The organism is Ulvibacter sp. 2305UL32-6 (genome assembly GCF_058148545.1).
Genome location: NZ_JBYVKA010000001.1, coordinates 913,643 through 938,834, shown reverse-complemented (window position 1 = coordinate 938,834; position 25,192 = coordinate 913,643). Strand labels below are relative to the sequence as shown.

Below are 25,192 nucleotides of genomic sequence, written 5' to 3'. Positions count from 1 at the left end.
GTTCGGATGAATATAGCAATTATTGGTTTTGGTCCGCGTGGCTTGGCGTGTCTTGAGAATTTGGTGTTGGAACTTGCTTCAGCCAATATTGTAAAACCGCATCTTTTTATTTTTGAACCTTCCGCTAATTTGGGAACGGGTAAAGCCTGGGAGGTTGATCAACCCGAAACCAATTATATTAATATTTCAGACCATGCACTGCAAAATTTAAAAGGCCGGGAAAAACTGGTTTGGGGAACGATGACTATTCCGTCCTTTTCTTCGTATACACAATGGTGCCTCAATAATAACAAGGAAGAAAATATTGTGGGCGACAAAGATGTCTATCCGTCGCGTTCCCAAATGGGGAACTATTTACACCAACGCGCAACGAGTATTTGTAGCATTTTATCAAAGAATAAAGCCTTAACCATCATAAATGAAAAGGTAGTTTCGGTTGCGTATGATGATGACATTGTAAAGATCAAAACCTCCAATGATGTTTTTAATGCTTCGGAATGCCTGATAACCATTGGTCATACGCCCACAAAAGACAGCGAAGAAACGGTCAATTTTAAAGCGCACGGTAAAAAGGAGGGCGTGACCTATATTCACGATCCGTATGAGGCGAAAATTGCGCGCAAGGGCATGACTAACACCAAGGTGGTGATCAAAGGTTTCGGACTCTCAATGCTCGATATTGCGCGGCAGCTCACTAATTATAAATTTGGGACTTTTGAAGAAAAGTCGGATGCTGGTTATTTGCAATTTCTTCCGAATAAAGACTGTGTACAGGAGATCATTCCGTATAGTAATGACGGATTGCCCTGTGTTCCCAAGCCCTTCGGAAGAAAAGTGGATGCTACTTTTGAGCCAACATTGGTTCAGAAGAACACTTTTGAACTAGCACTTCGGAATCACTTAGCGACACCAGAAGCTCTTCAGGAAATCGATTTTGTCCTCGATGCTTTTTCTGAAGTAGCTGCGGCTATTTACATACAAAATTCCGAAGAACAGCATTCCGAAGCAGCAATTAAAACGCTTACGGTGGCTTGGTTAAAAGACCCAAGTACGGCACACCAACTCATTCTCGATACCGAATTGCCAACTATAGATTATATGCGGCATACGGTGGAAATGGCGTGGGGGAACGAGTCGGCTTCATTAGATTTTACTATCGGACAAGTTTGGCGGCATTTGCAACCCAGTATGTATCGATTATTCGCTTTTAGTGGGATTTCGGGCGAACTTATCAAACAACTAATTGAAATAGATCAAGACACCAAGCGGTATTCGTATGGGCCGCCTGTGGAGAGCATACTCCAGCTCATTGCACTGCATGAAGCAGAAATTTTAAATCTAGACTATGTAAATGATCCGACCATTGAGCTAGTCGCTAAAGGCTGGAAATTATCGAAAAACGAAAGCAGTGTTGTTGCTCCCGAATTGATAAACTCGGTTATGGATGCGCCTGTGTTGGAAAAAATGGAGAGCCCCATCTTTAAAGAATTACGTGAGAAAGAGTTCATTCAACCCGTTCACGAAGATTTAGGCATACTGACCCATCCCGATGGGACTGTGGTACACCCTAAAGATGCGTCTAAGAAAATTCCTATTTCCGTAGTGGGAAGAAATGCCAAGGGCAGTGTTTTGGGTACTGATGCGATCTTAGAATGCTTTAGCCCCGAAACCCACGATTGGGCAAAAGGAGTGGTGAGCCGAGTGGGTAACGTATAAGGAATATGGACCGCTTCGCTCTTAGAATATGGAATATAGATTATTGAGACTTATTATTTTCCATACTCCATACTCCATACTCCCCTTTAGCGTTCGTTTAACATTTGGTGTTAATCTATATTAATGTTCTTTATTTCAGCTTGTTTGAATGGTATATTTAGGATATCATTTAAAACGACAGCTATGAATACAGACAAAAAAATACCTGGACAAGAGGAGTCAACTTCAAAAAAGGATAGTGCGATCAACAAGAAGGCAAATGAAGCTGACGGGCGTGAGATCAACCATCAAGTAGAGCAACGTCGCGAGCAGCACCAACCAAGAGATAACGCTTAAAATTATAGATCATGGACGATAAGAAAAAGAAAGACATAGACGCTTCAGAAGAACTCGATAGCCTAAATCCGGAAACGATCAAGGGTCCGCAGAAAGACAAGCACCAAAATCAGTATGGTGATCAAGACGAGGCTAGTAGGGTACAATAATTAAAAATCAACGCGATGAGCAAAGATAAGAGAGCGCCTTTATTAAAAAAGGACTTAGAAAACGAGCAAAATATCACGAATCAGGATTATCAAGGTGAACCAAACTCGAAGCCAAAAACGGCAGACACACCGAGTAATAATGACGCCAAAGATGTGCCTGAATCGAATGATCCTGCGGGTTACGACAATAATGGAAACACCAAAGAAACACCTTCGGGGCAACGAAAGAACGATTAATTATATCGATCTATTTATGTATCAAACCTGCGCAACTGCGTGGGTTTTTTTGTGGCTGTTGAAGAGTAAAGACTGGGAATATGGATTGCTTCGCTCCTAGAATATGGAATATGGATTATTGGGAATTGTTATTTTCCATGCTCCATACTCCATACTTCCAACTTGCCCGTCCGTTGCAATAGTGAAGGCGTGGCACCCAGACATCAATCTTTTTTACATATCTCTTTAGAGCCTGCTACTCCTCTAAAAATCATGTATCTTTAAATTTCAGTTTTATTCAAAAAATCACTAAAATCTATGAAGTTATTTCCGCTTGTTTCTTGTCTTTGTATGTTGCTATTATTTGGCTGCAATGAGCTCGATCCGAAAGGCGAAAAGGAGGTGCGTACTTTTATTCTGCAGTGGAACCAAAACCATACACAGCTCAAATCGGCTTACCTGCAGCCTTCGTATATGGATGTGGTAGAATACTACGGAAAAGAGCGCACCAAGACACAGGTGCAACAAGACAAAAACTTGCTGTTTGAGCAATTTCCAGATTATACGCAGCAAATCCTAAATGATCAGCTTACAATTTCAAAGGAGGGAGGAACATATTTGGTGACTTTTACCAAACACGTAAAGTATGACGGAATAGAAGCCGATTACACTTCTTACCTTTCGGTGATCTATAAAAATGGGGATTTTAAAATACTTCGGGAAGGCGTTGCTGAAGATTCTGACGATCTGGACGCGCCTATTTTCCCAAAATATCGTGAAAACCATCAGCTAATTACTAAAAACAGACGTCTGTATGGCGATTTTAACGGCGATGCACTTTCAGATTATGCCTATGTGCTCTCCCCCGAAGTTATCGCTACTAATAGCACCGCGACACTAGTAGACGCTGAGGTTATTTGTAAAGGAGCTTGTAATAGTGTGATCACCTTTAGCAATCCTGATCTAAAGTCCATTGTGGTTGAAGGCGCTTACAAATCGCAATTAGAAAACCTAAAAGACCTTAACGGTGATGGGGCAGATGAACTTGGTTTTTGGGATATCAAGGCCACCACCAAAACCTTATCTGTTTATAACGCAACTACGGCTACGCTACTTACGGCGCCCATTTTGATCAATACCAACGTGCATAGAAATTTAAGCCTGATCGATGTTTTTAAAAAGACAGGCCCTAATAAGATCACCGTGACCCATAGTGCCCAGGAAAATGGCAAATGGGTCTTAAAAAGTGAGGTGATCGTGTTGGAATAACTTCTATTTAGGCAGCAAGATATTGCTTACAAGCCTCGATACAATTGCGACAAGCCTTTGCACAATCCTGACAGTGTTGGTGTTCGTGTTTTTCGCAAATGCTGGCACAGTCTTCACAAACGCTAATACAATATTGAATAAGACCTGCTACATTCTCATACGAAGTATGAAGCACTTGTGAAAGGCTGCTACATACTTCGGCGCAGACACGGTCAGTACGAATACAATCGACCATCATTTTTACATTTTCTTCATCCAGGCAGGCATCGGCACAATGGTTACACGCATTGATACAGGATCCCAGCGTACTTATTAATTGCTCTTTCTTTTTCATGATATGCTGTTTTAAGGGTTAGTAGCTACCTAAAACTATCTAAAATCAAGCGTTTTGTAAAGACTACTAACAGTTTTTAACAGACAGCTGTTAAATGAATCTGAAAAGCACTAGGCTTTGTTAAAACAGGCTTGTGCCTACTATCCTCCCAAAATAGCAACAAGACCTCTTTTTTGGTTTTCACTGTGACTAAAAAAGGTATATTTGGGTTCTCCCCACGTTCTCTATGTTTTTCTGAGAACTTTTTTATTACAAACACTATGGATTTCCGTAAGGAGGTTTGTGGGGTTCTTTTATATTTACTAAAAACCAATTTTTCTATTTTATGGCAAAGGCAGATATCGATTTTGAAAAGGAACTATGGGACGCAGCCAACGAACTAAGAGGTGCTGTATCAGAGAATAACTATAAAAATTATATCTTACCGCTAGTGTTCCTAAAACACCTTAGCGAGCGTTATGATATTGTACATGACGAGCTTAGGCAACAACTGCACGATCCTAAATCAGATTATTACACTACCGATCAGGACGAAATAAATTATGTGTTAGAAGATCAAGATGAGTACCGCTCTCGGAATACTTTTAAAATACCAAAAACAGCTTCTTGGCAATACCTAAAAGATAATGCCGAACAGGACGATATCAAAGTAAAGGTTGATGATGCTTTCGATGTGATTCAGGATTTGCTTACGCAATACAATACACAATTAAATAACCTCCTTCCAAGAATCTTTGTGCGATCTGAGTTATCTCCTAAACAAACAGGAGGAATTATCAACTTACTTTCTCATCCTAAATTTTCTGAAAAAGACAATCCTGAAACCGATATCCTTGGCCGTATTTACGAATACTATATTGGGCGTTTTGCGATGGCAGAAGGTTCTGGTGCCGGGCAATTCTTTACGCCTGGCAGTATAGTACGCTTGTTGGTCGAGCTTCTTGAACCCTATAAAGGAAGAATCTTCGATCCTGCCTGTGGAAGCGGTGGAATGTTTGTACAGAGTTTAAAATTTATTAAGGAACACGATGGTGATAAAAGTGATATTTCTATCTACGGACAAGAAATGACGGCGCAAACCCTGCGTCTGTGTTTAATGAACTTGATGTTACGCGACTTGTCTTTTGACATAAAACTAGGAAACTCCTTACTGGACGATAAATTTCCCGACTTAAAAGCAGATTATATTATTGCCAACCCTCCCTTTAATGTGAGCAATTGGCACCCCGAAGATTTACCCGATGGCGATCCACGTTTGTTTGGCCCTAAAGAAGAATTCACTACCGATGGTTCTGCCAACTATATGTGGATGCAAACCTTTTGGAGCCATCTAAGCGACACAGGAACGGCGGGCATTGTCATGGCAAACGGAGCGATGACCTCCAACACCAAAGGAGAGAAAAATGTACGCCAGCATATGGTAGATAATAGCATGATAGATTGTATTGTGCGCCTACCAGATAAACTCTTTCTTACCACAGGGATTCCTGCTTGCTTATTTATTCTAAGCAAAAACCGAGATGGTAACGATGGAGTACATAGACAACGCAACAATGAAATCTTGTTTTTGGACGCCTCCAAAATGGGGACTATGGCAAGCCGTAAACTACGTGTGTTTGCAGATGAAGATATTGACAAAATAGCGGGAACGTATCATACTTGGCGAACTACCAAAAAGGATTATGAAGATGTAGACGGTTTTTGTAAAGCGGCAATGCTAGAAGAGGTACAAAAACAAGATTACAAACTTACCCCAGGTATTTATGTGGGTACAGAAGCGGAAGAAGATGACGGCATCCCCTTTGAAGAAAAAATGGAAACTTTAAAAGCTCAATTATTGGGGCAGTTTGAAAAGGGAGAACAACTGAAAAAGCAGATATTAGAGAATTTTGATAAACTATAAATGATGAATCATTACGAGAATAGCAATATTGACTATAAAAGTTTGAAAAAAGTTGTAGGCCCAAAAGCCGATCTCAAAAGTTTAGCAGAAACTTGCGTTTGTTTCGCGAATGCTCAAGGAGGAGAAATTGTTGTGGGTATTGAAGATGGTGAATCAGAACCACCAAATAAACAAAAAATTGAGCAGGATTTAGTTAACAAGACTATTTCAAGATTAAGAGATTTGACTGATGCTGTTGGCATTATGAATCCTGAAATATTAGGTCATACTAATGGTGGGGAGTATTTCAAATTTAGAATTTATCCTACAACAAGAACGATAGCAACAACATCATCAGGTAAAGTTTTTATTAGAGTTACTGACAATTGCATTCCTGTTTCGGGTGAAGAATTAACAAATCTAGCAGCAGAAAAAAATGCTTTTCAATGGGAATTAATTTCTGTAGGGAAAATAAAGCTTGAAAATGCAGATATAACCCAAGTGGTATATTTCGTTGAGCAAATTCAACAATCAAAATTTGTTTCAGATTTTATTAAAGAAAAAACTAACGAAGAAATTCTTGAACATTACCAGTTAATTAATCAAGATGGATATTTAACTAATTTAGGAGTAGTTTGGCTAGGCAAATCAAGTCAAAGAGCTCGATTAAGCTATCCTATTACAGTTCAATATATAGTTTATAATGAATTGGAAGAAAAGATTAGAAAAAAGGATTGGCATTTCCATATACATAATCTCAAAGAGTTGCTTTTGGATATTGAAAAAGAGGCTATTGAATTGAATTATTCTTCAGAAATTTCAAGTGGTTTTTTCAGAAAACAATTACGTAATTATCCGAAAGAGGTGATAAGAGAGTTGCTTATTAACGCCATTGCTCACAAACGATACACCATTTCTGGAGATATTTTTATTGAAGTTTATCCAAATAGAATGGTAATTACTAATCCAGGTGGTTTACCTCTTGGAATTACTGCAGAGAATATTTTGCATGAAAGACATAGACGCAACCCACATCTAATTCAAACATTACATGATTTAGGACTTATGGAAGGGGAAGGTTCAGGTTATGATTTAATATATGAGAAATTAGTACGAGAAATAAAACCATTACCTCTTATAGAAAGTTCTATTAATAAAACTTCAGTAACTGTTTTTTCAGGTGTTGTTGATAAAGAAGCACTTGAAATTTTAGAATATGTTTCCCAACATTTTCAACTATCTCAAAAAGAATATATTGTTCTAGGTTTGGTTGCTTCAGAAAAAAAGATATTATCAACACAACTGTCACAGCAACTGCAGTTGACTTCGGAAGATCGATTAAGAAGTTGGTTAGGAAGTCTTTTAGAAAAATCTATTCTGACCACAAGAGGAATTAAAAAAGGAACAGAATATTTACTCAACCCCGCATTATTTTCTCAATCTAAATTAAATATTGCACCCACTTTAAAAACCATCGATAAAGCACAATTAAAGCACTTGATCTTGGAGTATTTGAAATACAATGGTGAAAAGTCCAAACAAGAAATTAATGAACAAATTCAGGATGTTGAACTTAAAGATATACAAAAATGTATCTATGCTCTCGTCAAAGAAGGCTCTTTAGTGCCTTTAGGTGCTCTCAAAAATAGAACTTATGAAGTGGCAAAAAATAAATAAATAAAAAACAAAATTAAAAACAAAAAGAACAAATCCCTTTATTTATAGGGGCTTCGGTTTTTTTTTAAAATAAAATGAATAATGCATTTTTATAATAATAATGTCCTGCATTAAAAAAGAAAACAGAAAATAAATCTAAAAACAAAATATAGAAAATCTATAGGTTCACTTATTTAAGTTTAAAAAAGAACGATAATAAATATTTCGAAAATATAATAACATGGCAAATTATAATTGTGAACAATGTAAATATTACGATAAGTTGAATGGCTATTTCTGTAGAATTTGTGGACACAGTATCCAATTCGATGATAAATCTAGACAAAAAATACATATGGCTTATACGACAGATGAAGAATATTGTGATTGTTGCGGCAAACAAAGACATAATGGATCTTGTAATCCTAATCTAGATAGACGATTTTAATATGCCCCAAAACTGGAAAACATATAAACTATCTGAAGTTTTCGATATAATTGGAGGAGGTACTCCTAAGACTAAAAAACCAGAATACTGGAATGGAAATATTCCATGGCTTTCAGTTATTGATTTCAATAATGACCAAAGAACAGTAAATAAAACGGAGAAGTCTATTACTCAACTTGGACTTAAAGAAAGCAGTACAAAGTTGCTTGAAAAAGGTCAAATTATAATTTCTGCCAGAGGAACTGTAGGTCAATTGGCTCAATTAGGAAAAGACATGGCATTCAACCAATCTTGTTACGGTCTAACAGGCAAACTTGATATTTTGAATAATGACTATGGATACTACCTTCTTAAACATTCAGTTTCTAATATTCAATCGAATGCTCATGGATCAGTATTCGACACGATTACGAGAAATACTTTTGAAAACATCGAAGTCCAAATTCCAAACATCAAAGACCAAAAAGCCATCGCCTCCATCCTCTCTGCCCTAGACGACAAAATAGAGCTCAATCTCCAACAAAACAAAACCCTTGAAGAAATGGCTATGGCATTGTACAAACATTGGTTTGTAGATTTCGGTCCGTTTCAAGATGGGAAGTTTGTGGAGTCTGAGTTGGGGATGATTCCCGAAGGTTGGGAGGTGAAGAGTGTATATTCAATTGCCAACTTTATTAATGGTTCATCGTTTAAAAAGAATGATTTTGTTGATGATAAAGCTGACGGGCTGCCAGTAATTAAAATTGCAGAAGTAAAACAAGGTATTACATCTCAAACAATGTATTCCAATAAAAAATTAGATGGAAAATATATAATTGATAACGGCGATATTTTATTTCCATGGTCAGGGAATCCCCATACTTCGATTGGTATTCACCTATGGGATAAAGGTAAGGCGCTTTTAAATCAACATCTTTTTGTTGTAAGAATTGATGGCCAAGAAAATAGATGTTTTGTGTTTAATACACTTAAGAATCTTTTGTCAACTTTTATAAATTTGGCTACACATAAACAAACGACAGGCCTAGGTCATATTACAGTAACTAATTTGAAAGAATTGATGATCCCAATTCCAAATAAATTAAATTTATTGAAATATGTTGAACAAGCTAAACCTTTAATGGATTCTATCTATTCTAAACAAATTGAAAACCAAACCCTCACCCAACTCCGAGACACTCTCCTACCCAAACTTATTAGCGGTGAAGTACGGATAAAAGATGTGGAGAAAACACTTTCAGAAATTATATGAGTTCCTTTATAGAACATACCGTTCAAAAAGCTGCCATCACCTGGTTGCAACAATTAGGGTATACCTATAAAGAAGGGAATTCGCTACAACGCGATCTTAAAAAAGTAGTGCTGGAAGAAGACTTGCGTACTTTTTTACAAACCACCTACCCAAAGGTTCCAGCCACAGCCATCAACGAAGCTATGGCAGCTTTTACCCAACACGAAGGGATGGATACAGACCATCGCAACCGGGATTTTCATCGTAAAATGACCCAAGGCCATACGGTAAGCTGGAAAGATGCCAAAGGCAACGAACAAGCCAGACACCTCTACCCAATCAATTACCACGAGCCACAAAAAAACAGTTTTGTTTGTACAGATGAGGTGACCATTATTGGCAAAAACACGCGTAGAACAGATTTACTTATTTTTATAAACGGGCTACCTGTTATCGTATTTGAGTTTAAAAATATGTTCGATAAAGAGGTGGACATTGACAATGCACATGGCCAAATTGGGCATTACCTCTTAGACATCCCGCAGTTGTTCGATTACAATGCCATTACGGTAGTTTCAGATGGAATGCAAGCATTACACGGGATGTACAATTCGGCACTCGAATGGTTTGCCCCCTGGAAAAGTCTGCACGGCGATGATATAGAACAGGCTCAGGAACTTCAACTGGAAACCCTCTTACACGGCTTGTTTCCGAAGGAAATACTAGTAGATTATTTACAAAATTTTATCTTTCACGAAGACCACAACGGGAAGATTATTAAAAAAGGTGCAAAATACCATCAGTTTTGGGGTATCAAGAAAGCGGTAGAAAGTGCCGTTGCTAATATAAAACCGAAAGGTGATGGACGTTTGGGTGTGATCTGGCATACACAGGGATCTGGCAAGAGTATTTCTATGGCAATCCTTACGGGTATCCTACGGCAGTTACCCGAAATGAAAAACCCCACGATTGTAATTCAGGTAGATCGGTCGGACCTAGACCAGCAATTGTATGAAAACTTCGTCCTCTGTAAAGATTTGGTGGGCGATGTGCAGCACGCCACCACTACCAACGAGCTTCGGGATTTGTTACGAGCCGAAGGTGGCGGTGTTATTTTTACCACCATCGAGAAGTTTCGGTTAAAAGATATTTCCGAAGAACATGAAGCAGCAAAAAGATTAGAAAAAGAGCATCCGGTACTTTCAGAGCGTTTCAATTTAATTGTCATGGCCGATGAAGCTCACAGAACCCAATATGGTTTTAAAGATGGTGGCTTTGCACAAAACATTCGTCGTGCCCTACCTAACGCATCGTTTATTGGTTTTACAGGAACCCCAGTAGATGGAAAAGATGCCGATACGGAAATGGTCTTTGGGAAAACTATTCATTCCTACGATATAAAACAAGCTGTAGAAGATGGTGCTACGGTACCTATCTACTACGAACCTAAAATGGTGCCGTTAAACATTAAAGGAAAGTATGCTGCAAAATTAGAAGCGGTAGATGAGGAAGAAGAAGATACTGTCCATACCGTTTGGGCTGCGATTGAAGATGCAGCTGGGGCAAAAGATCGTGTTAAACGTGTTGCAAAGGACATTTTAAAGCATTTTAATGCCAGAGTGGAAGCTTTGGATGGCAAGGCGATGATTGTTTGTATGAGTCGTAAAAACTGTGTAAAAATGTACGATGCCATTACTGCCTTGGACGGTTGCCCAGAAGTAGCGGTAATTATGACGAGTAATATTGGTAAAGACCCCAAAGCATGGAATCCCCATGTACGTACCAAAGATGCTATGGAAGCCATTAAAAAGCGCTTTCGCACGCCTGAAGATCCTTTAAAAATAGTCATTGTACGAGATATGTGGCTTACAGGTTTCGATGCCCCGTGCGCCCATACTATGTATGTAGATAAGATTATGAAAGGTCATAACCTGATGCAAGCCATTGCGCGCGTCAATCGGGTTTTTGAAGATAAGCCCAATGGATTGGTAGTCGATTTTATAGGTATTTCAGGCTTTCTGGCCGCAGCGACCAAAAAATACACACGTGGCGGCGGAAAAGGCAAACCAACTTTAGACTTGAACGCTGCTGTGATTCTTTGTTTAGACCAGTATGTAAACGTCATTGAATTAACGGGTACTATTGACATAGAAGCCATAAATGCAATGACCGAAATTGAAAAAATGAAATGGTCTACTAGTTTGGTAAACGATTTATTGCAAACAGATAAAATAACCGATGATTTTCTGCACGAAGAACGGAAGCTAACCGAGTTGGTTGCTATGACCAGTTCGGACAAGCGTATTTGGGAGATTCAGGAACAGGTTGGAGTGATTCAAAAAATCAGGGAAGTCATTCGGAAGATTAAGAATCCGCCCGGACCGCAGCGTAAAAAGAATGACCGCATTAAAGATTTAATTAGTAGGTCTATCGAATCTAATGAGATTGTAGATTTGGCTGCCATGTACAATCTGGATAAAATAGACATCTCTATTATAGATGATCGTTTTCAGGCAATCGTTAAAGAAAAAGGAGGTGAGAATATCAAAATTGAGCTCCTAAGAAGAATTATTAATGACGAATTAAAAGTGAGAATGCCTAAAAACATCAGGCGCATGACCACCTTAAAAGAAGAGCTAGAAAAAGTACTGGGCAACTACCATAAAAACAGTTTAGACTCCATTGCCGCAATTAAGCACTTATTAGATATTGCCAATGAGTTTAAAAATGATGACAAGCGAACCAAAGAACTAGGTTTAACCGAAGATGAACTGGCCTTCTACGACTTACTGGCCGCCAATGAAAAACTGCTCAATGAGAAAGGTCCGATGCAGGATTTAGTGCATAAGGTCGTGGCTTCGGTAAAGAAAAACCTGCAACTTGACTGGACAAAGAAAGAAAATGCACGCGCCGCAATACGGTTAGCCGTAAAGAAAGAATTAAAAGGTAAAGTACCTTTCTCTGCGCTAGACCAATTATTAAAAGAAGTGATAGAACAAGCTGAAGGGCAGTATGGAGATTGGCCTTTGGTGGGGTGAATTAGTAATAAAATGAAATTTTATAGTATCTATGAACAAAGACAACCACATTTTTGCGATCGAGGGTGAGTGGGAAGATAAACTAGATAACAATCTCACAATTAAGTCAGTGCTTTCGTTATTACAAGAAGTGTCGGGTGTTGACCATGTTTTTAGAAAAGTAAATACAGTTGACAGCCTTTTAAAATATTTAGAGTCATCTACTGCGGCTCGCTACAAAAAATATGGTGTTATATTATTGGCCGCCCATGGTTCCCGCCATGAAATAGAGTTATCTAAAGATGAAACCATAAGTATTGAAGAATTGGGTGATATATGCCGAGGATGGTTCGATGATAAAGTGATTCACTTTAGTTCTTGCGCCGTTGCAAGAGATTCTCACAGATTAGAAGATTTTAAGTCCATAACAAAGGCTAAAGCAGTATCAAGTTATACAAAGGGCGTCGATTTTTTAGAGAGTTCTTTGCTAGATATCGCTTTGTTGAATCGAATATTTATTAGCAATAGTGCAAAAACAGCCAGCAATCACATAAACAGGTACTACCCCGATTTAGTGGAAAAATTGGGTTTTAAAATAATTACGTAATCTTCTATGGAATTTGATAAAGTACAAAGAAAACACATACTTCAAGGAATTAAGGATTTTGAAGAAAAGGGAATCCCTGCCGGGTTTAAAAACTCAACTACCTACAATTTAGTTTATAATGGAAAATTGTATCCTCCTAAAGTTATTATGGTGTATGCAAATTATCATGCATCGGGAAGGAAGTTAGAACGCTATTTTAAAGGGGGAATCGATACTGATTGTTTTAAAAAATATGAAGAACTCGGGTTTACAGTAGAAAAGAAAGCATTGAATAATGATGTTTTTCAAAACCTTTTAATCAAATACAGTTCTATTATAGATAAAGAGGGTTTTCATAAGGAATTATACAAATGGGAATTACTTAAAAAATATCAGGGGAGACCCAATCCGAGCGTTGAGAATTTTGCGGATGAATTACAAGCTATTGATTTCTCAAATCTTTTGTATCACAATGCAAGAGCAGTAGCGCATCATATCGTAAACGAGAAAGAAGAAGGATATAGAGAACAATATAAGTTGCTTTTTGATAAGTCAATTCCACTACAAGAGAGAATTGATCGGTTTGGAGCCGGTATAGAAACTTTGTACCGTGATCTTGACGGGGCAAAGAACTTATCCCATCATCATGATGAGCGAACTATTGCAACATTATTGACTTATCACAATCCAGAAAAATATACATTTTACAAAAGTTCTTTTTATAAAAAATTATGTGAACAATTAAAGATTAAGCCTAAAAAAGCAGGTAAAAAATACGTGCATTATTTATCACTAGTAGATGAGTTAATCAATGGATATATTCAAAAAGATGATAATCTGTTGAAAATGGTTTCCGAAGCAAAATCTGAAAATTCATACGAAGATCCAAATCATTTACTATTGGCTCAGGACATTCTTTTTCGAACACTTGATACTGATAATTTCGAGAAATCGTCGATTCCCAACAAAAATTACAAAGAACAATTTATTACATGGTTAAATACAAATATAAAATCAGATTCTGGGACTAAAACATCTTACATACGAGCTATAGAGTTGCTAGAAAAACCTCTGGGATACAACGTATTCACAGTAGACGATTTAACAGACTTAAATAGTCTATACCAAAGATTAATAAGTGAACAACGAAATAAAGATGGAATCTTCTACAATTCAGGTGTGCCTTCCTATGGGGATAAAGGGTTTTATTCGGCTTCGTTAGGAAAATATATTCAGTTCATTAAAGAAACTAAGAAAATGGATCTACAAAAAAAATATTGGCTCATAGCGCCAGGCAGAAATGCTCATAAATGGAATGAGTTTTATGAAGAAGGCGTAATTGCGTTAGGATGGGATGAAATTGGAGATGTATCTCAATACAAAAACCAAGAACAAGTACGAAATGCACTTAGAAATGCCTATGGTGGTGATGGAAATAAAATGAACGATACTGCAGCGAATTGGGAGTTTGCAAATAATATGAATATAGGCGATGTTGTTATCGTAAAAAAAGGGAGGAGCAAGTTGTTGGGTTATGGAATTATTGCATCAGAATATTTTTGGGATAATTCCAAGGACGAATATAAACATAGAAGAAAAGTTAATTGGCAAAGAAAAGGAAATTGGGATCTTGAACATAGTTTAGTACTTAAAACGTTAACTGATATTACTCCATACGATACTATAGAAAATGGTTTTGATTATTATTATGAGTGGTTGTTAAGCATTATGGATAGTAATAATAGGCATCAGGGTATTGGCAACAAAAAACATGTTGTAATCAACCAAATCCTTTACGGGCCTCCTGGAACAGGAAAAACATTTTATTTAAAAGATCAATTATTTGAAAAATATACATCAAAGGAGACCTCGATTAGTTTAGAACAACATTTTGAAACCATTGTAAGTGGTTGCTCTTGGTGGCAGGTTATTGCTATTGCTTTACTGGATATTGGGAGTTCTAAAGTGTCAGATATTTTTGAGCATGAATGGGTACAGAAAAAAGCAAGCCTATCGAACTCTAAAACGGTACGACCAACGATTTGGGGGCAATTACAAAGTCATACAATTGACGAGTGTGAATTTGTAAATGTATCTAACAGACAACAACCTCTAATATTTAATAAAACAGAAGATTCCTTTTGGGATATTTTAAAGGATCAAGTTGAGGAGTTAGTGCCGGAATTATATGAAATTAAAGACTCAGTAGACAATTATAATCCAGATCCAGATAAAATTATTAAACATTACGATTTTGTCACCTTTCACCAATCCTTTGCTTATGAAGATTTTATAGAGGGAATCAAACCAATTCTTCCAGATAATGGAGAAGAAGCAATAAATTTGGGCTATACCATTGAAGATGGTGTTTTTAAAAGTTTATGTACCAGAGCCAAAAATGACTCTGATAATAGATATGCTATTTTTATAGACGAAATAAATAGAGGAAATGTGTCTGCTATTTTTGGAGAATTGATCACGTTAATTGAAATAGACAAGCGAAAAGGGGCTAAAAATGAAATGAGTATAAAGCTTCCCTACTCTAAAAAAGATTTCAGCGTACCTTCAAATCTGGATATTTATGGAACTATGAATACAGCCGACAGAAGTGTTGAGGCATTAGACACAGCCTTACGAAGACGTTTTTCATTTAAAGAGATAATGCCAGACCCTAGTTTGCTAAGTGATAAGCAATTTGATGGTTTTACACTTGAAGAAGTATTACGAACAATCAATAACCGTATCGAAGTTTTAGTTGATAGAGATCATACCATCGGACATTCCTATTTCCTTTCGGTAGAAGCTGGTGATACGGAAGCACTAATTTTAGTGTTTCAGAATAAAATAATTCCATTATTGCAAGAATACTTCTATCACGATTATGAAAAAATAGCTTTGATTCTAGGTTCAGGTTTCGTTGAAGAAAATGGCAACAACGAAACTAAGTTTGCAAATTTCAAAAATATTGAAGTGCCTTCACTTGATACGCAATATATTCTTAAAGCAGCAATAGAGGATATAGAAGAGGCCATCCTTTTATTGCTTAATAAGCCTCTAGAAAATGTTATTTAATAATCAACACCTTTGAAGACAACCAAACGCATACAGGTCTTTGAGCACCATAAACTCTTTTATGGGCGTGAATATGATGGCGTAAAGTTTCAGAAAAAACACTTCGAGGCATTAGCAAAATTAAACAGTCTGCACGACAATAAATACTTTACACTCGTGCATAAGGGTGTAAAGTTTAGTCAATACGTTGGGGTAATTAGAGTAGATGATTTGAATATCGAAGTGTTGCCTAAAATTGATTCCATTTCTACCGAGGATGAAGGAATTTGGCAGGGTGTATTAATCGAAATGCTTAAACAAACCAAGCGTTTGAAAGTACAAAAAGTTGGACATGCCCAAGTAAATAAACAAAATATACATTTGCTAGATATTTACTTTGATTGGTTTTTAAGGGAAGTTGAAGATCTATGTAGAAAAGGACTGATTAAAACTTATTATAAGGAATCTAAAAATGTAAAAGCTTTAAAGGGTAAATTAGAGTTTGCCCAACATTTGAATAAAAATTTAATTCACAAAGAGCGTTTTTATACATCTCATCAAATTTATAATAAGGATCATACATTACATCAAATTATAAATCAGTCGTTATCAGTAATCGAGTTGGTCTCTAAAGGCACTTATTTATACGCTAGATGTAAAGAGGTACAGTTAAATTTTCCAGAAGTTTCTAATATTAAATGTAGCGAGACCACCTTTTCAAATTTAACTTTTAATAGGAAAAATAAACCCTATGAAACAGCAATTGAAATTGCTAGATTGATCATCTTAAATTTTGCTCCCAACGTTTCAACAGGTTCCGAAAATATGTTAGCCTTATTATTTGATATGAACATACTCTGGGAAGAATATGTACTCTTAAAGCTAAAGGAAGCAACAAAAGATTTAGATATTGAAGTTTATGGACAAAATCAAAAAACATTCTGGAATGGTACCACCATACGACCAGATATTGTAATTAAACAAAATGAAACCACTTGTATAATAGATACAAAATGGAAAAACAATAAGGATAGTAAGCCTAATACCAATGATTTGCGACAGATGTTTGTTTATAACGAATATTGGAAAGGAGAAAATGCGTTATTGCTATATCCTTCCGCAACCTCTGACAATTTATTGACTGCTTTTTTTGATGATCCCGCAAAACATAGTTGCGGCGTTTGTAAAATGAGTGTCTTTAATAATGATAACTCGTTAGATTTAAAAATTGGAGATCGAATTTTAAATGAGCTTTACAAAGAAGATTTTCTTGTTGAACCAGAGAACAAAATAATTTAGTAGAAATAGTTTAATCATATTTTAACAAATGCCCAAAAATAAATCCTGGTTTACCGCCATTCGCGAGATCATCGAAGTGCTTTTAAAAAGTATGAATAAGCGACCGCGTACCTGGCATATGCATGTGGTGCCGTATGAAGATGATTGGGCGGTTAAGCGAGAAGGGAATAAACGCATTACCTCCAAGCATAGAAAACAATCCACGGCCATTACGAAGGCTAAGACCTTAGCTAGAAAATATAAGTCTGATGTTATCATTCATCGCGCTGATGGGACGATACGGGATCGTATTAATTATGATTAAATTTTAAGTTCGTGTTCTTTTCCCATTGCCGCAAAAGAACCAAAAGGTCTAGCGCTGAAGAAAAACCTCCTAAATACTACGTCACTGCACTATACTCACCGAACTCACTTCGCCTTTGGCGACGTTCAAACAGCGTTTCGTGCTATACGTTCCTTTCCTTGCATTTTACGTAGTTTTTTCTAAGGCTCGGTTTTGCTAGTACAAATATCTTACGCAGTGCGCAGTATTGAAAATCGGTTCACCTATTCTGGCATAAAAGGGTTCGGAATAATTGCATGCCAAAACTTCAGAACACCAATTTTTTATTGTCGATCAAATAGAAGTCCTACGATTCGACTTCGGGACCCATAGGCTGAACGATCGTTAAAAACTAAACACTGTTTGAGTTCGTCTTTGACGAATGAGTTGTGTGTGTTTAGATTGGAAGCCGTAATGGGTGAAGAAGAATCGTGAGACTAGACTTTTTTGTTTCTTTTTTGGGCAATGCAAAAAAGAATAAAGCGTAATAAGCTTTCTTCGTTATATTTCATGCAGATTTTTCTAAGGCTCGATTGGCTAATACAAAAAACTGTTGAATCGCAGCGTAGAAAATGTAGGGCGTGAAAATTCCTGAATCCCTGTAGGGAATTTAGCCCTGAATTTTTGGTTTTACGAAGTAAAAACGCCTCGATGAAACTTGATTTTTTTGGTTCGTTTTTTTATCTAAGAAAAAAATGAACATGAAAGAAGTTAAAGCATGCAAAATAGAAATGATAAAAAAATAAATTTTTATTTTGTTCTTTTCCCATTGCTAGAAAACACAAGGCAGATGTTATTATTCATCGCGCCGATGGGACGATTCGGGATCGGATAAATTATGATTAGTGGTGAATGGTGATCGGTGAACAGTGATCGGTGGATTTTAAAGCTAAGCTAGGTTAATTTTGTAGTTTACTTTCCAACACCCAACTTACCCGTCCGTAGCGTTAGCGAAGGCGATTACTCATATTTAAATTATCGATCACGCTACAACTACAAATGCCGTAAGCTGCTATGGGAGATCTCCCGAAACGTAGAAACCACCACATCGGCATTAGAGTAATCTTGATCGGTGGAATGTTTGCTATCATAACCCACCACAAAAATACCGGCATCGTTGGCGGCTTTTATACCATTGCTGGAATCTTCGATCACCATACAGTGTTCGCGCGCGTGCTGAGCAGCTTCCGCAGCTTTAATAAAGATCTCGGGATGTGGCTTGCTCTGTTTTAGGTCGGCACCACTAAGTTTGGCCACAAAATACTGGTTGAGGTCAAAACGATCAAAAATACGATCAATATTAGGCATGGAGGCGGATGAAGCGAGCACCAGTGTGAGTCCGTTACTGTGATAATCTTTGATAAGATCCAACACACCGTCTAGCAATTGCAAAGAGGTGTCGTTTTCAAAAAGATTTTTAAAGTGCTGTCGTTTGCAAGCTACAAGCGATTTTGGGGTGTCTTGAAGTTCAAAATGCGTCACCAATTGCTTACAGATATTTAAGGTAGATTGCCCAGTAAAACGCGTGTACATTGCTTCGGAAACCGCAATATTTACATCGTTAAACATACTAAAATAGGCTTTTCGGTGTAGCGGTTCGGTATCTACGATCACCCCATCCATATCAAAAAGTACTGCCTTAAAACGCATCGCTTAGTTTTATACATTAGTAAGTGTCAAAGATATTTGTTTTTTTGTTTTCGACGAAGCATCAGCCACGTGAAAAGGAGATGTAAAGAGATAAAAGGAAAATAGGAACAGTTTGTCTTTTTTTGGCCGAAGTCATCTTAAAATTTTCCTTCCGAAGCAATCAAAAAAGGTGATTTTCTTAAATGCAACATCCATAGTTTCGTATCTTTATTCAACAAAAAAAAATGAGCATGATCACAGAAATTATTCAAAACCGAAGATCGGTTTTCCCAGCACAATACAACAACGAAACCATATCAAAGGAAGAGATACAAACTGTCCTCGCCGCTGCCAATTGGGCACCTTCCCATAAAAAGACAGAACCTTGGCGTTTTAAGGTGTTGCAAGGGGATTCGCAAGCGGCTTTGGGTCGGTTTTTAGCCGATACATTTAAAGCAATAGCGCCTAAGTTTTCAGAATTTAAATATCAAAAGTTACTAGAAAACCCTAAAAAGGCAGGTTGTATCATTGCTATTTGTATGCAACGCGATCCTGCCGAAAGCGTCCCAGAATGGGAAGAGATCGCCGCAACGGCCATGGCAGTGCAAAATATGTGGCTTACGGCACACGACTTAAATATTGGAGCTTATTGGAGCTCTCCCGGACTTATCTCCCACATGGGGCAATTTTTTGAGCTAGCCGAAGGCGAGCGGTGTTTGGGCTTTTTCTATATGGGGAAATACGATGGCGACCTTCCCGATGGGGCTCGGAATTCAAGTATTGAAGAAAAAACACAATGGCTATAAAATAGCATATTTAAGAGTTTGGTAACCTAGAGGTAACAACCAAGTGTATCGACAATAGTACGTTTGGCTATCACTAAATTGATAGCTTTGAAAACCACTGTTTCTCTTATTTTTGTTGCGCTAGGTCTTTTTGTATTCCTATTACAAGGTTGTGGGCCAAATATTCAATACAATGCGAACCCAGAAAGATTTAACTATTATTTAAATGATGCCGCTAGGGCCTTGCAAAAATTGGACGAAGCAGCTACTAAATTTCAACATGGGCAGATTCATGAGGATTCGTTACGTGCCATACTAACACAAGCGCGATTAAAGTATAAATCTGTCGAATTTTATTTTGCCTATAGCAGTCCAGAATTTACTAGTAAGTATTTAAACGGCGCTCCCTTGCTTAAGATCAATAAATCGGGGAATCAACCTACTGTAGTTCCGCCAGAAGGTTTACAAATGTTGGATGAGTTGATCTATTCTGAAAATCCTTCCGAAGAAAAAGTAATAATAGCCGCACTTTCAAAAAAAGTAAATACGCAATACAATCTTTTAGCAAATGCTCTTAAAGTGTCGAAGCCAAATATTGAAGACCTTATCCTAGCGTCACGATTGCAACTCGTACGAATTTTTACATTAGGTTTAACAGGTTTTGATACTCCAGGTTCCGTAAATGGACTGCAGGAGGCAGGAGCCTCCTTACAATCTATGCAAGAACTTATTGAACTTGAGCCTCTCGTGCAACAGTATAAACAAAGAAATGTGATCGCATCCTTGTTTGAAGGCGCTATAGAACAATTGCAAGACGATACCACCTTTGAATCTTTCGATAGACTTGCTTTTTTAAGAAATTATATTGACCCTTTATATAGGGAGCTAGGTGCATTGCCCATCTCGATTAATTCTAAAAATTTAAAGAATTATACGGCATGGAACCCAAATAGTACTAGCATTTTTGCTGCCAATTTTCTTGACCCATATTTCTACACGCAGTTAAAAGAAAGCGAAGATTCTCAGCTTATCAATACATTGGGAGCCGACCTATTTTATGACCCGTTGATTAGTGGAGATGCGAAGATGAGTTGTGCAAGCTGTCACAATCCAGATATAGCATTTACTGATGGGAAAGCAAAATCATTGAGCAATATAGAAGGGATTACAGTACTTCGCAATTCACCCACCTTGCTAAATGCGGTATATGCTAAACGGTTTTTCTATGATGCCCGTGCATTCACCTTAGAGCAACAATTAGAACATGTAATCTTTGATCCGAAAGAATTTAATACGGCATACGCCGAAATTTTACAAAAATTGAACAATAGCAAAGAATATAAAGACAGATTTGATGCTATCTTCGGAAAGGACGCTGTAACTCGAGAAAACTTGGTAAAAGCATTAGCCTCATACGTACTCTCGCTGCAGTCTTTCAATAGTTCATTTGATCAATATGCTCGGCGTGAAACCGAAGTAATTCCGACTAAAGTTAGTGAAGGGTTTAATATTTTTATGGGAAAAGGCGCTTGTGCCACCTGCCACTTTGCACCAACTTTTTCAGGATTGGTACCTCCTTTGTTTAATGAAACGGAAACAGAAATTTTAGGTGTCTTAAAAAGCCCTATTTCCGAAGAAAAAGAAGTTGATCTGGATGAAGGTAGATGGAAGAACAATATCGCGGGGGAATTTGCTTGGATCTATGAAAAATCTTTTAAAACCCCTACCGTTCGTAACATTGAAAAAACAGCACCTTATTTTCATAATGGAGCTTATGAAAGTTTAGAACAAGTAATAGATTTTTATAACCAAGGTGGTGGTTCTGGTTTGGGGCTAGATGTAACCAATCAAACACTGCCTGATGCTCCTCTTGATTTGTTGGAAGCCGAAATAGATGCTCTTATTGCTTTTATGAATGCATTGACAGATACTTCTGCTGCAGAAAGGTAGGAAAGCTATTCTACTAAGAAAAGAAACCTCCTTTGACTAACATTCTCTTAAAGTTCTCTTCATACTTGGGCTAAGACTGTATTGCCTGCTTAATATTCAGTTAAAAATAGCACCAGCATACTAACGGTTCTATGATGTAAGCATAAAGCTTAGTTGGTGAAATTGGAAAGGTGTATCAGTAATTTTGGGTGACGATTAAAACCATTCATAAATCAACTAAAAAATTATTGACATGAAAAGAAATTTACCTCTTATGGTAGCCTTTATGTTCCTTAGCTTTGTTGCAACTGCAACTTCTGAAATTACTCGTGTGATGGAAACTGTCGCACCTGGAGATTTTCCATTTGACTCAGGAAGCATCTGGAGCTATAACGACACTGGAACTGATCTAGGTGTAGCTTGGAAAGAAATTGGCTACGATGATAGTGCTTGGCCAACAGGAGCCACCCAAATGGGGTACGGAGATGGCGACGAATCTACTACATTAGATTTTGGACCAAATTCTTCAATGAAATATCCTACCTACTACTTTAGGTATGAGTTTAATATTGTAGATGCATCTATTTATAGCAACCTCATTATAAACTTATTAAGAGATGATGGCGCAATAGTGTATTTAAACGGTACCGAAGTGGTGCGTGATAACATGCCAGCAGGAACTGTAGATTACAACACTCAGGCATCTAGTGCTATTGGAGGCTCAGAAGAAAGCACTTTCTTTCCTTTCAGTGTTACAAATTTGCTACAGAATGGCCCAAATGTGATCGCTGTAGAAGTTCATCAGGGATCCAATTCCAGCTCAGATTTGAGTTTTGACATGTCTACCGATTTTATTCCAGCGCCACAGCCGGCAGATTATCCCTTTGTAGCAAATTCTGTATGGTCTTATTTAGATACTGGGGTGAGCTTAGATGCTGAGCCTTGGACAGAAGCTGCCTACGATATCACCTCTTGGTCTGCAGGATTTGCACCATTAGGATATGGAGATCCTGTATCGACACAAATTTCTTTTGGTCCAGATGCCGGAAACAAATTTATCACGACCTACTTCACGAGAGAAGTAAATATCTCTTTGGCAGCACTGACTGATGAGGTGGTATTCGGACTTAATCGTGATGACGGTGCTGTTGTTTATATAAATGGTGTAGAGGTGTTTAGAGACAATATGCCTGCTGGGCCTATTGATTTCCTAACAAATTCTGAAACAACAGTAAGTGGTTCAGACGAAAATGCATTCTTTATCCATGAAGTTGCAAAAACATTTTTTGTAGAAGGTGTGAACAAAATTGCTGTAGAGATACACAACCGTGATGGTCAAAGTTCTGATCTTAAATTTGATATGTTTATCAAAAATCAATCGCAAAATGCAGATTGCGTACCGGGAGATATTGGTTGTTTTACTTCAATAACTCCAACAGGGCAGACATCAAACATGATCATACCTGGTGAGCATCGCTTTCAATTGATCTTTAAACAAGGTGATACTTATACCGTAGGTGGAGGTACCGTGCCTGGTAACAATGATTTTACAGGATATGTACCTATTGAAGGTTCCAGTACCTTAGGATATGTTTCAGTGAATCACGAAACAACACCTGGAGGCGTATCTATTGTAGATGTGCATTTTGATGAAAATGCATTACTTTGGGTAGTTGATGAATCTGAACCAGTAGATTTATACAATAGCGAGTTGGTAACAACTACACGTAACTGTTCTGGAGGAGTAACTCCTTGGGGAACTATTATTACTGCTGAAGAATCTACAAACAGTGGAGATAATAACGCAGATGGATATGAAGATGTAGGTTGGCTAGTTGAAATCGATCCTGGCACGGCGTCTGTTGTAGATTATGGCAACGGCCAAGAAAAGCTTTGGGCTATGGGACGTATGAATCATGAAAACGTAGTGGTTTCTAATGATATGAGAACCGCCTATTATGGAGAAGATGGAGGAACAGATTGTGTATACAAGTTTGTTGCAGATACGGCAGGTGATCTTTCCCAAGGCTTTTTATATGTGCTGAAATTGGATGCTCCATTGATCGATAATGATCCATCATCACCAACTGCAACTTGGGTACAAGTGCCAAATAGCACGCAGGCTGAGCGTAACAATGTGAGAACAGCAGCCTCTGCTTTGGGTGGAACCGATTTTAACGGAGTTGAAGATTGTGAAATTAATCCAATAACAGGTGAGATCTATTTTACTTCAAAAGGAAAAAGCCGCGTGTATAGTTTTACAGATAACGGTTCAACAATTTCAAATTTCAAAACATTTGTAGGCGGAAAATCATATGATATCACTACCGATAGTGCTGTTTTTCCTGAAGCATGGGGTGGTGGAAATGACAACCTTACTTTTGATGACAAAGGAAATCTTTGGGTATTGCAAGATGGAGGTAACAATTATATTTGGGTAGTACGTCCAGATCATACGCAAGAAATACCAAATGTTGATTTGTTCGCGTCTATGCCCAATGGTTCTGAGCCAACTGGTCTAACTTTTACTCCAGACTTTAAATATGGTTTCTTTTCGGTGCAACATCCTAGTGGTTCTAATACATCCCAACAAGACGCTACATTTATGGATGTGACTTTAGATGCTTCCGCAACGGTTGTATTTGCTTTAAACGAAAACTTAGGAGCACAGATTCCAGTTGCTGAATTTGAAGCTTCGGAAGTAGTTGTTGAACCAGGAACGGCAATAACATTTACAGACCTAAGTGAGAACAACCCAACGTCTTGGTCATGGACTTTTGAAGGAGGAATTCCAGCGTCCTCTTCAGATCAATCTCCAGTGGTGGCCTATCTTGATGAAGGTGAATTCAACGTAACACTTACAGTAGAAAATGCCGCAGGAATTAGTGCAGGAATGACAAAGGAAGATTACATCTTAGTACAAGAAGTGCTTAGTGTAGATGAGGTTCTCCAAAATAGTATATCTGTGTATCCTAATCCAACAAACGGTATTGTAAATGTTGAGGTTGCAGACCAAGAAGGTGCCATCACCGTTGAAGTGTTCAATATGTTAGGACAGACGGTTTTGACTACGACAGACGTTATAATTACAGGAGGAAAGAGATCAATAGTGTTAGATCTTGCGCCATATGTTGACGCAAATCAGATGTTAGTGATTAAAGTTACCGTAGGACAAAACTCGGGTAGCTACAAAATTGTAAAGAAAAATTAATTTTTAATACATAGAAAATTAGACTAGTGCGATGTTTGTCGCACTAGTCTTTTATATTTTATAATCTAAAAACGTGTTATGATAAACCATAAAATTTGGATATTCACTGTTTTCTTCGGAATAGGG

General features: G+C 37.6%; 19 protein-coding genes. 17 read left to right on the top strand and 2 right to left on the bottom strand.

The features are described 5' to 3' along the window. The first annotated feature begins 6 nt into the window (after positions 1 to 6). The 5 genes from ACY2RU_RS04530 to ACY2RU_RS04510 all read left to right on the top strand — a co-directional run bounded on the left by ACY2RU_RS04530 (position 7) and on the right by ACY2RU_RS04510 (position 3,686). Positions 7 to 1,716: an FAD/NAD(P)-binding protein gene (locus ACY2RU_RS04530; RefSeq protein ID WP_490137215.1), complete on the top strand. Its 1,710-nt coding sequence runs from the start codon at positions 7 to 9 to the stop codon at positions 1,714 to 1,716. A 183-nt stretch (positions 1,717 to 1,899) separates the two neighbouring features. After that, a complete protein-coding gene (locus tag ACY2RU_RS04525; RefSeq protein WP_490137214.1) occupies positions 1,900 to 2,052 on the top strand; it encodes a hypothetical protein in 153 nt (50 codons plus the stop codon). Positions 2,053 to 2,063: 11 nt separating this feature from the next. Beyond that, the gene (locus ACY2RU_RS04520) at positions 2,064 to 2,201 is read left to right on the top strand and encodes a hypothetical protein (RefSeq protein WP_490137213.1); all 138 of its coding nucleotides are present in this window, start codon (positions 2,064 to 2,066) and stop codon (positions 2,199 to 2,201) included. A 15-nt stretch (positions 2,202 to 2,216) separates the two neighbouring features. Further along, positions 2,217 to 2,438, top strand: a complete 222-nt coding sequence (locus ACY2RU_RS04515; RefSeq protein WP_490137212.1) for a hypothetical protein — start codon at positions 2,217 to 2,219, stop codon at positions 2,436 to 2,438. Between the two features lie 297 nt (positions 2,439 to 2,735). Continuing rightward, positions 2,736 to 3,686 (top strand): hypothetical protein, encoded by a 951-nt coding sequence (locus ACY2RU_RS04510; RefSeq protein WP_490137211.1) that lies wholly within the window; start codon positions 2,736 to 2,738, stop codon positions 3,684 to 3,686. Positions 3,687 to 3,693: 7 nt separating this feature from the next. Here ACY2RU_RS04510 and ACY2RU_RS04505 read toward each other — a convergent pair whose 3' ends face one another. Next, a complete protein-coding gene (locus ACY2RU_RS04505; protein ID WP_490137210.1) occupies positions 3,694 to 4,020 on the bottom strand; it encodes a four-helix bundle copper-binding protein in 327 nt (108 codons plus the stop codon). A 325-nt stretch (positions 4,021 to 4,345) separates the two neighbouring features. Here ACY2RU_RS04505 and ACY2RU_RS04500 point away from each other — a divergent pair, with 325 nt between their 5' ends. From ACY2RU_RS04500 to ACY2RU_RS04460, 9 genes are all read left to right on the top strand, one after another. After that, entirely contained in the window at positions 4,346 to 5,923 is a 1,578-nt protein-coding gene (locus ACY2RU_RS04500; RefSeq protein ID WP_490137209.1) for a type I restriction-modification system subunit M, read from the top strand. Next, the gene (locus ACY2RU_RS04495; protein ID WP_490137208.1) at positions 5,924 to 7,579 is read left to right on the top strand and encodes an ATP-binding protein; all 1,656 of its coding nucleotides are present in this window, start codon (positions 5,924 to 5,926) and stop codon (positions 7,577 to 7,579) included. A 428-nt stretch (positions 7,580 to 8,007) separates the two neighbouring features. Beyond that, positions 8,008 to 9,258, top strand: a complete 1,251-nt coding sequence (locus ACY2RU_RS04490; RefSeq protein ID WP_490137207.1) for a restriction endonuclease subunit S — start codon at positions 8,008 to 8,010, stop codon at positions 9,256 to 9,258. Beyond that, positions 9,255 to 12,275: a type I restriction endonuclease subunit R gene (locus ACY2RU_RS04485; protein WP_490137206.1), complete on the top strand. Its 3,021-nt coding sequence runs from the start codon at positions 9,255 to 9,257 to the stop codon at positions 12,273 to 12,275. The genes ACY2RU_RS04490 and ACY2RU_RS04485 overlap by 4 nt, the downstream gene beginning before the upstream one ends. 31 nt (positions 12,276 to 12,306) lie before the next feature. Further along, entirely contained in the window at positions 12,307 to 12,861 is a 555-nt protein-coding gene (locus ACY2RU_RS04480) for a DUF6642 family protein (RefSeq protein WP_490137205.1), read from the top strand. 6 nt (positions 12,862 to 12,867) lie between these two features. Continuing rightward, positions 12,868 to 15,912, top strand: a complete 3,045-nt coding sequence (locus ACY2RU_RS04475; RefSeq protein WP_490137204.1) for an AAA family ATPase — start codon at positions 12,868 to 12,870, stop codon at positions 15,910 to 15,912. A 12-nt stretch (positions 15,913 to 15,924) separates the two neighbouring features. Further along, positions 15,925 to 17,190 (top strand): McrC family protein, encoded by a 1,266-nt coding sequence (locus ACY2RU_RS04470; RefSeq protein WP_490137203.1) that lies wholly within the window; start codon positions 15,925 to 15,927, stop codon positions 17,188 to 17,190. 91 nt (positions 17,191 to 17,281) lie between these two features. Next, complete coding sequence (locus tag ACY2RU_RS04465) at positions 17,282 to 17,494, top strand: DUF2188 domain-containing protein (protein WP_490137202.1); 213 nt, start codon at positions 17,282 to 17,284, stop codon at positions 17,492 to 17,494. A gap of 786 nt (positions 17,495 to 18,280) precedes the next feature. Further along, positions 18,281 to 18,358: a DUF2188 domain-containing protein gene (locus tag ACY2RU_RS04460; protein ID WP_490137472.1), complete on the top strand. Its 78-nt coding sequence runs from the start codon at positions 18,281 to 18,283 to the stop codon at positions 18,356 to 18,358. A gap of 147 nt (positions 18,359 to 18,505) precedes the next feature. Here the strand turns inward: ACY2RU_RS04460 and ACY2RU_RS04455 are convergent, their stop codons facing one another. Continuing rightward, the gene (locus tag ACY2RU_RS04455; protein WP_490137201.1) at positions 18,506 to 19,162 is read right to left on the bottom strand and encodes an HAD family hydrolase; all 657 of its coding nucleotides are present in this window, start codon (positions 19,160 to 19,162) and stop codon (positions 18,506 to 18,508) included. A gap of 230 nt (positions 19,163 to 19,392) precedes the next feature. Here ACY2RU_RS04455 and ACY2RU_RS04450 point away from each other — a divergent pair, with 230 nt between their 5' ends. The 3 genes from ACY2RU_RS04450 to ACY2RU_RS04440 all read left to right on the top strand — a co-directional run bounded on the left by ACY2RU_RS04450 (position 19,393) and on the right by ACY2RU_RS04440 (position 25,066). Continuing rightward, a complete protein-coding gene (locus ACY2RU_RS04450; protein ID WP_490137200.1) occupies positions 19,393 to 19,947 on the top strand; it encodes a nitroreductase family protein in 555 nt (184 codons plus the stop codon). Between the two features lie 87 nt (positions 19,948 to 20,034). After that, on the top strand, positions 20,035 to 21,876 hold the full coding sequence (locus ACY2RU_RS04445) for a cytochrome-c peroxidase (RefSeq protein ID WP_490137199.1): 1,842 nt from the start codon (positions 20,035 to 20,037) through the stop codon (positions 21,874 to 21,876). Between the two features lie 232 nt (positions 21,877 to 22,108). Beyond that, positions 22,109 to 25,066 (top strand): alkaline phosphatase PhoX, encoded by a 2,958-nt coding sequence (locus ACY2RU_RS04440; RefSeq protein WP_490137198.1) that lies wholly within the window; start codon positions 22,109 to 22,111, stop codon positions 25,064 to 25,066. Positions 25,067 to 25,192: the final 126 nt, after the last annotated feature.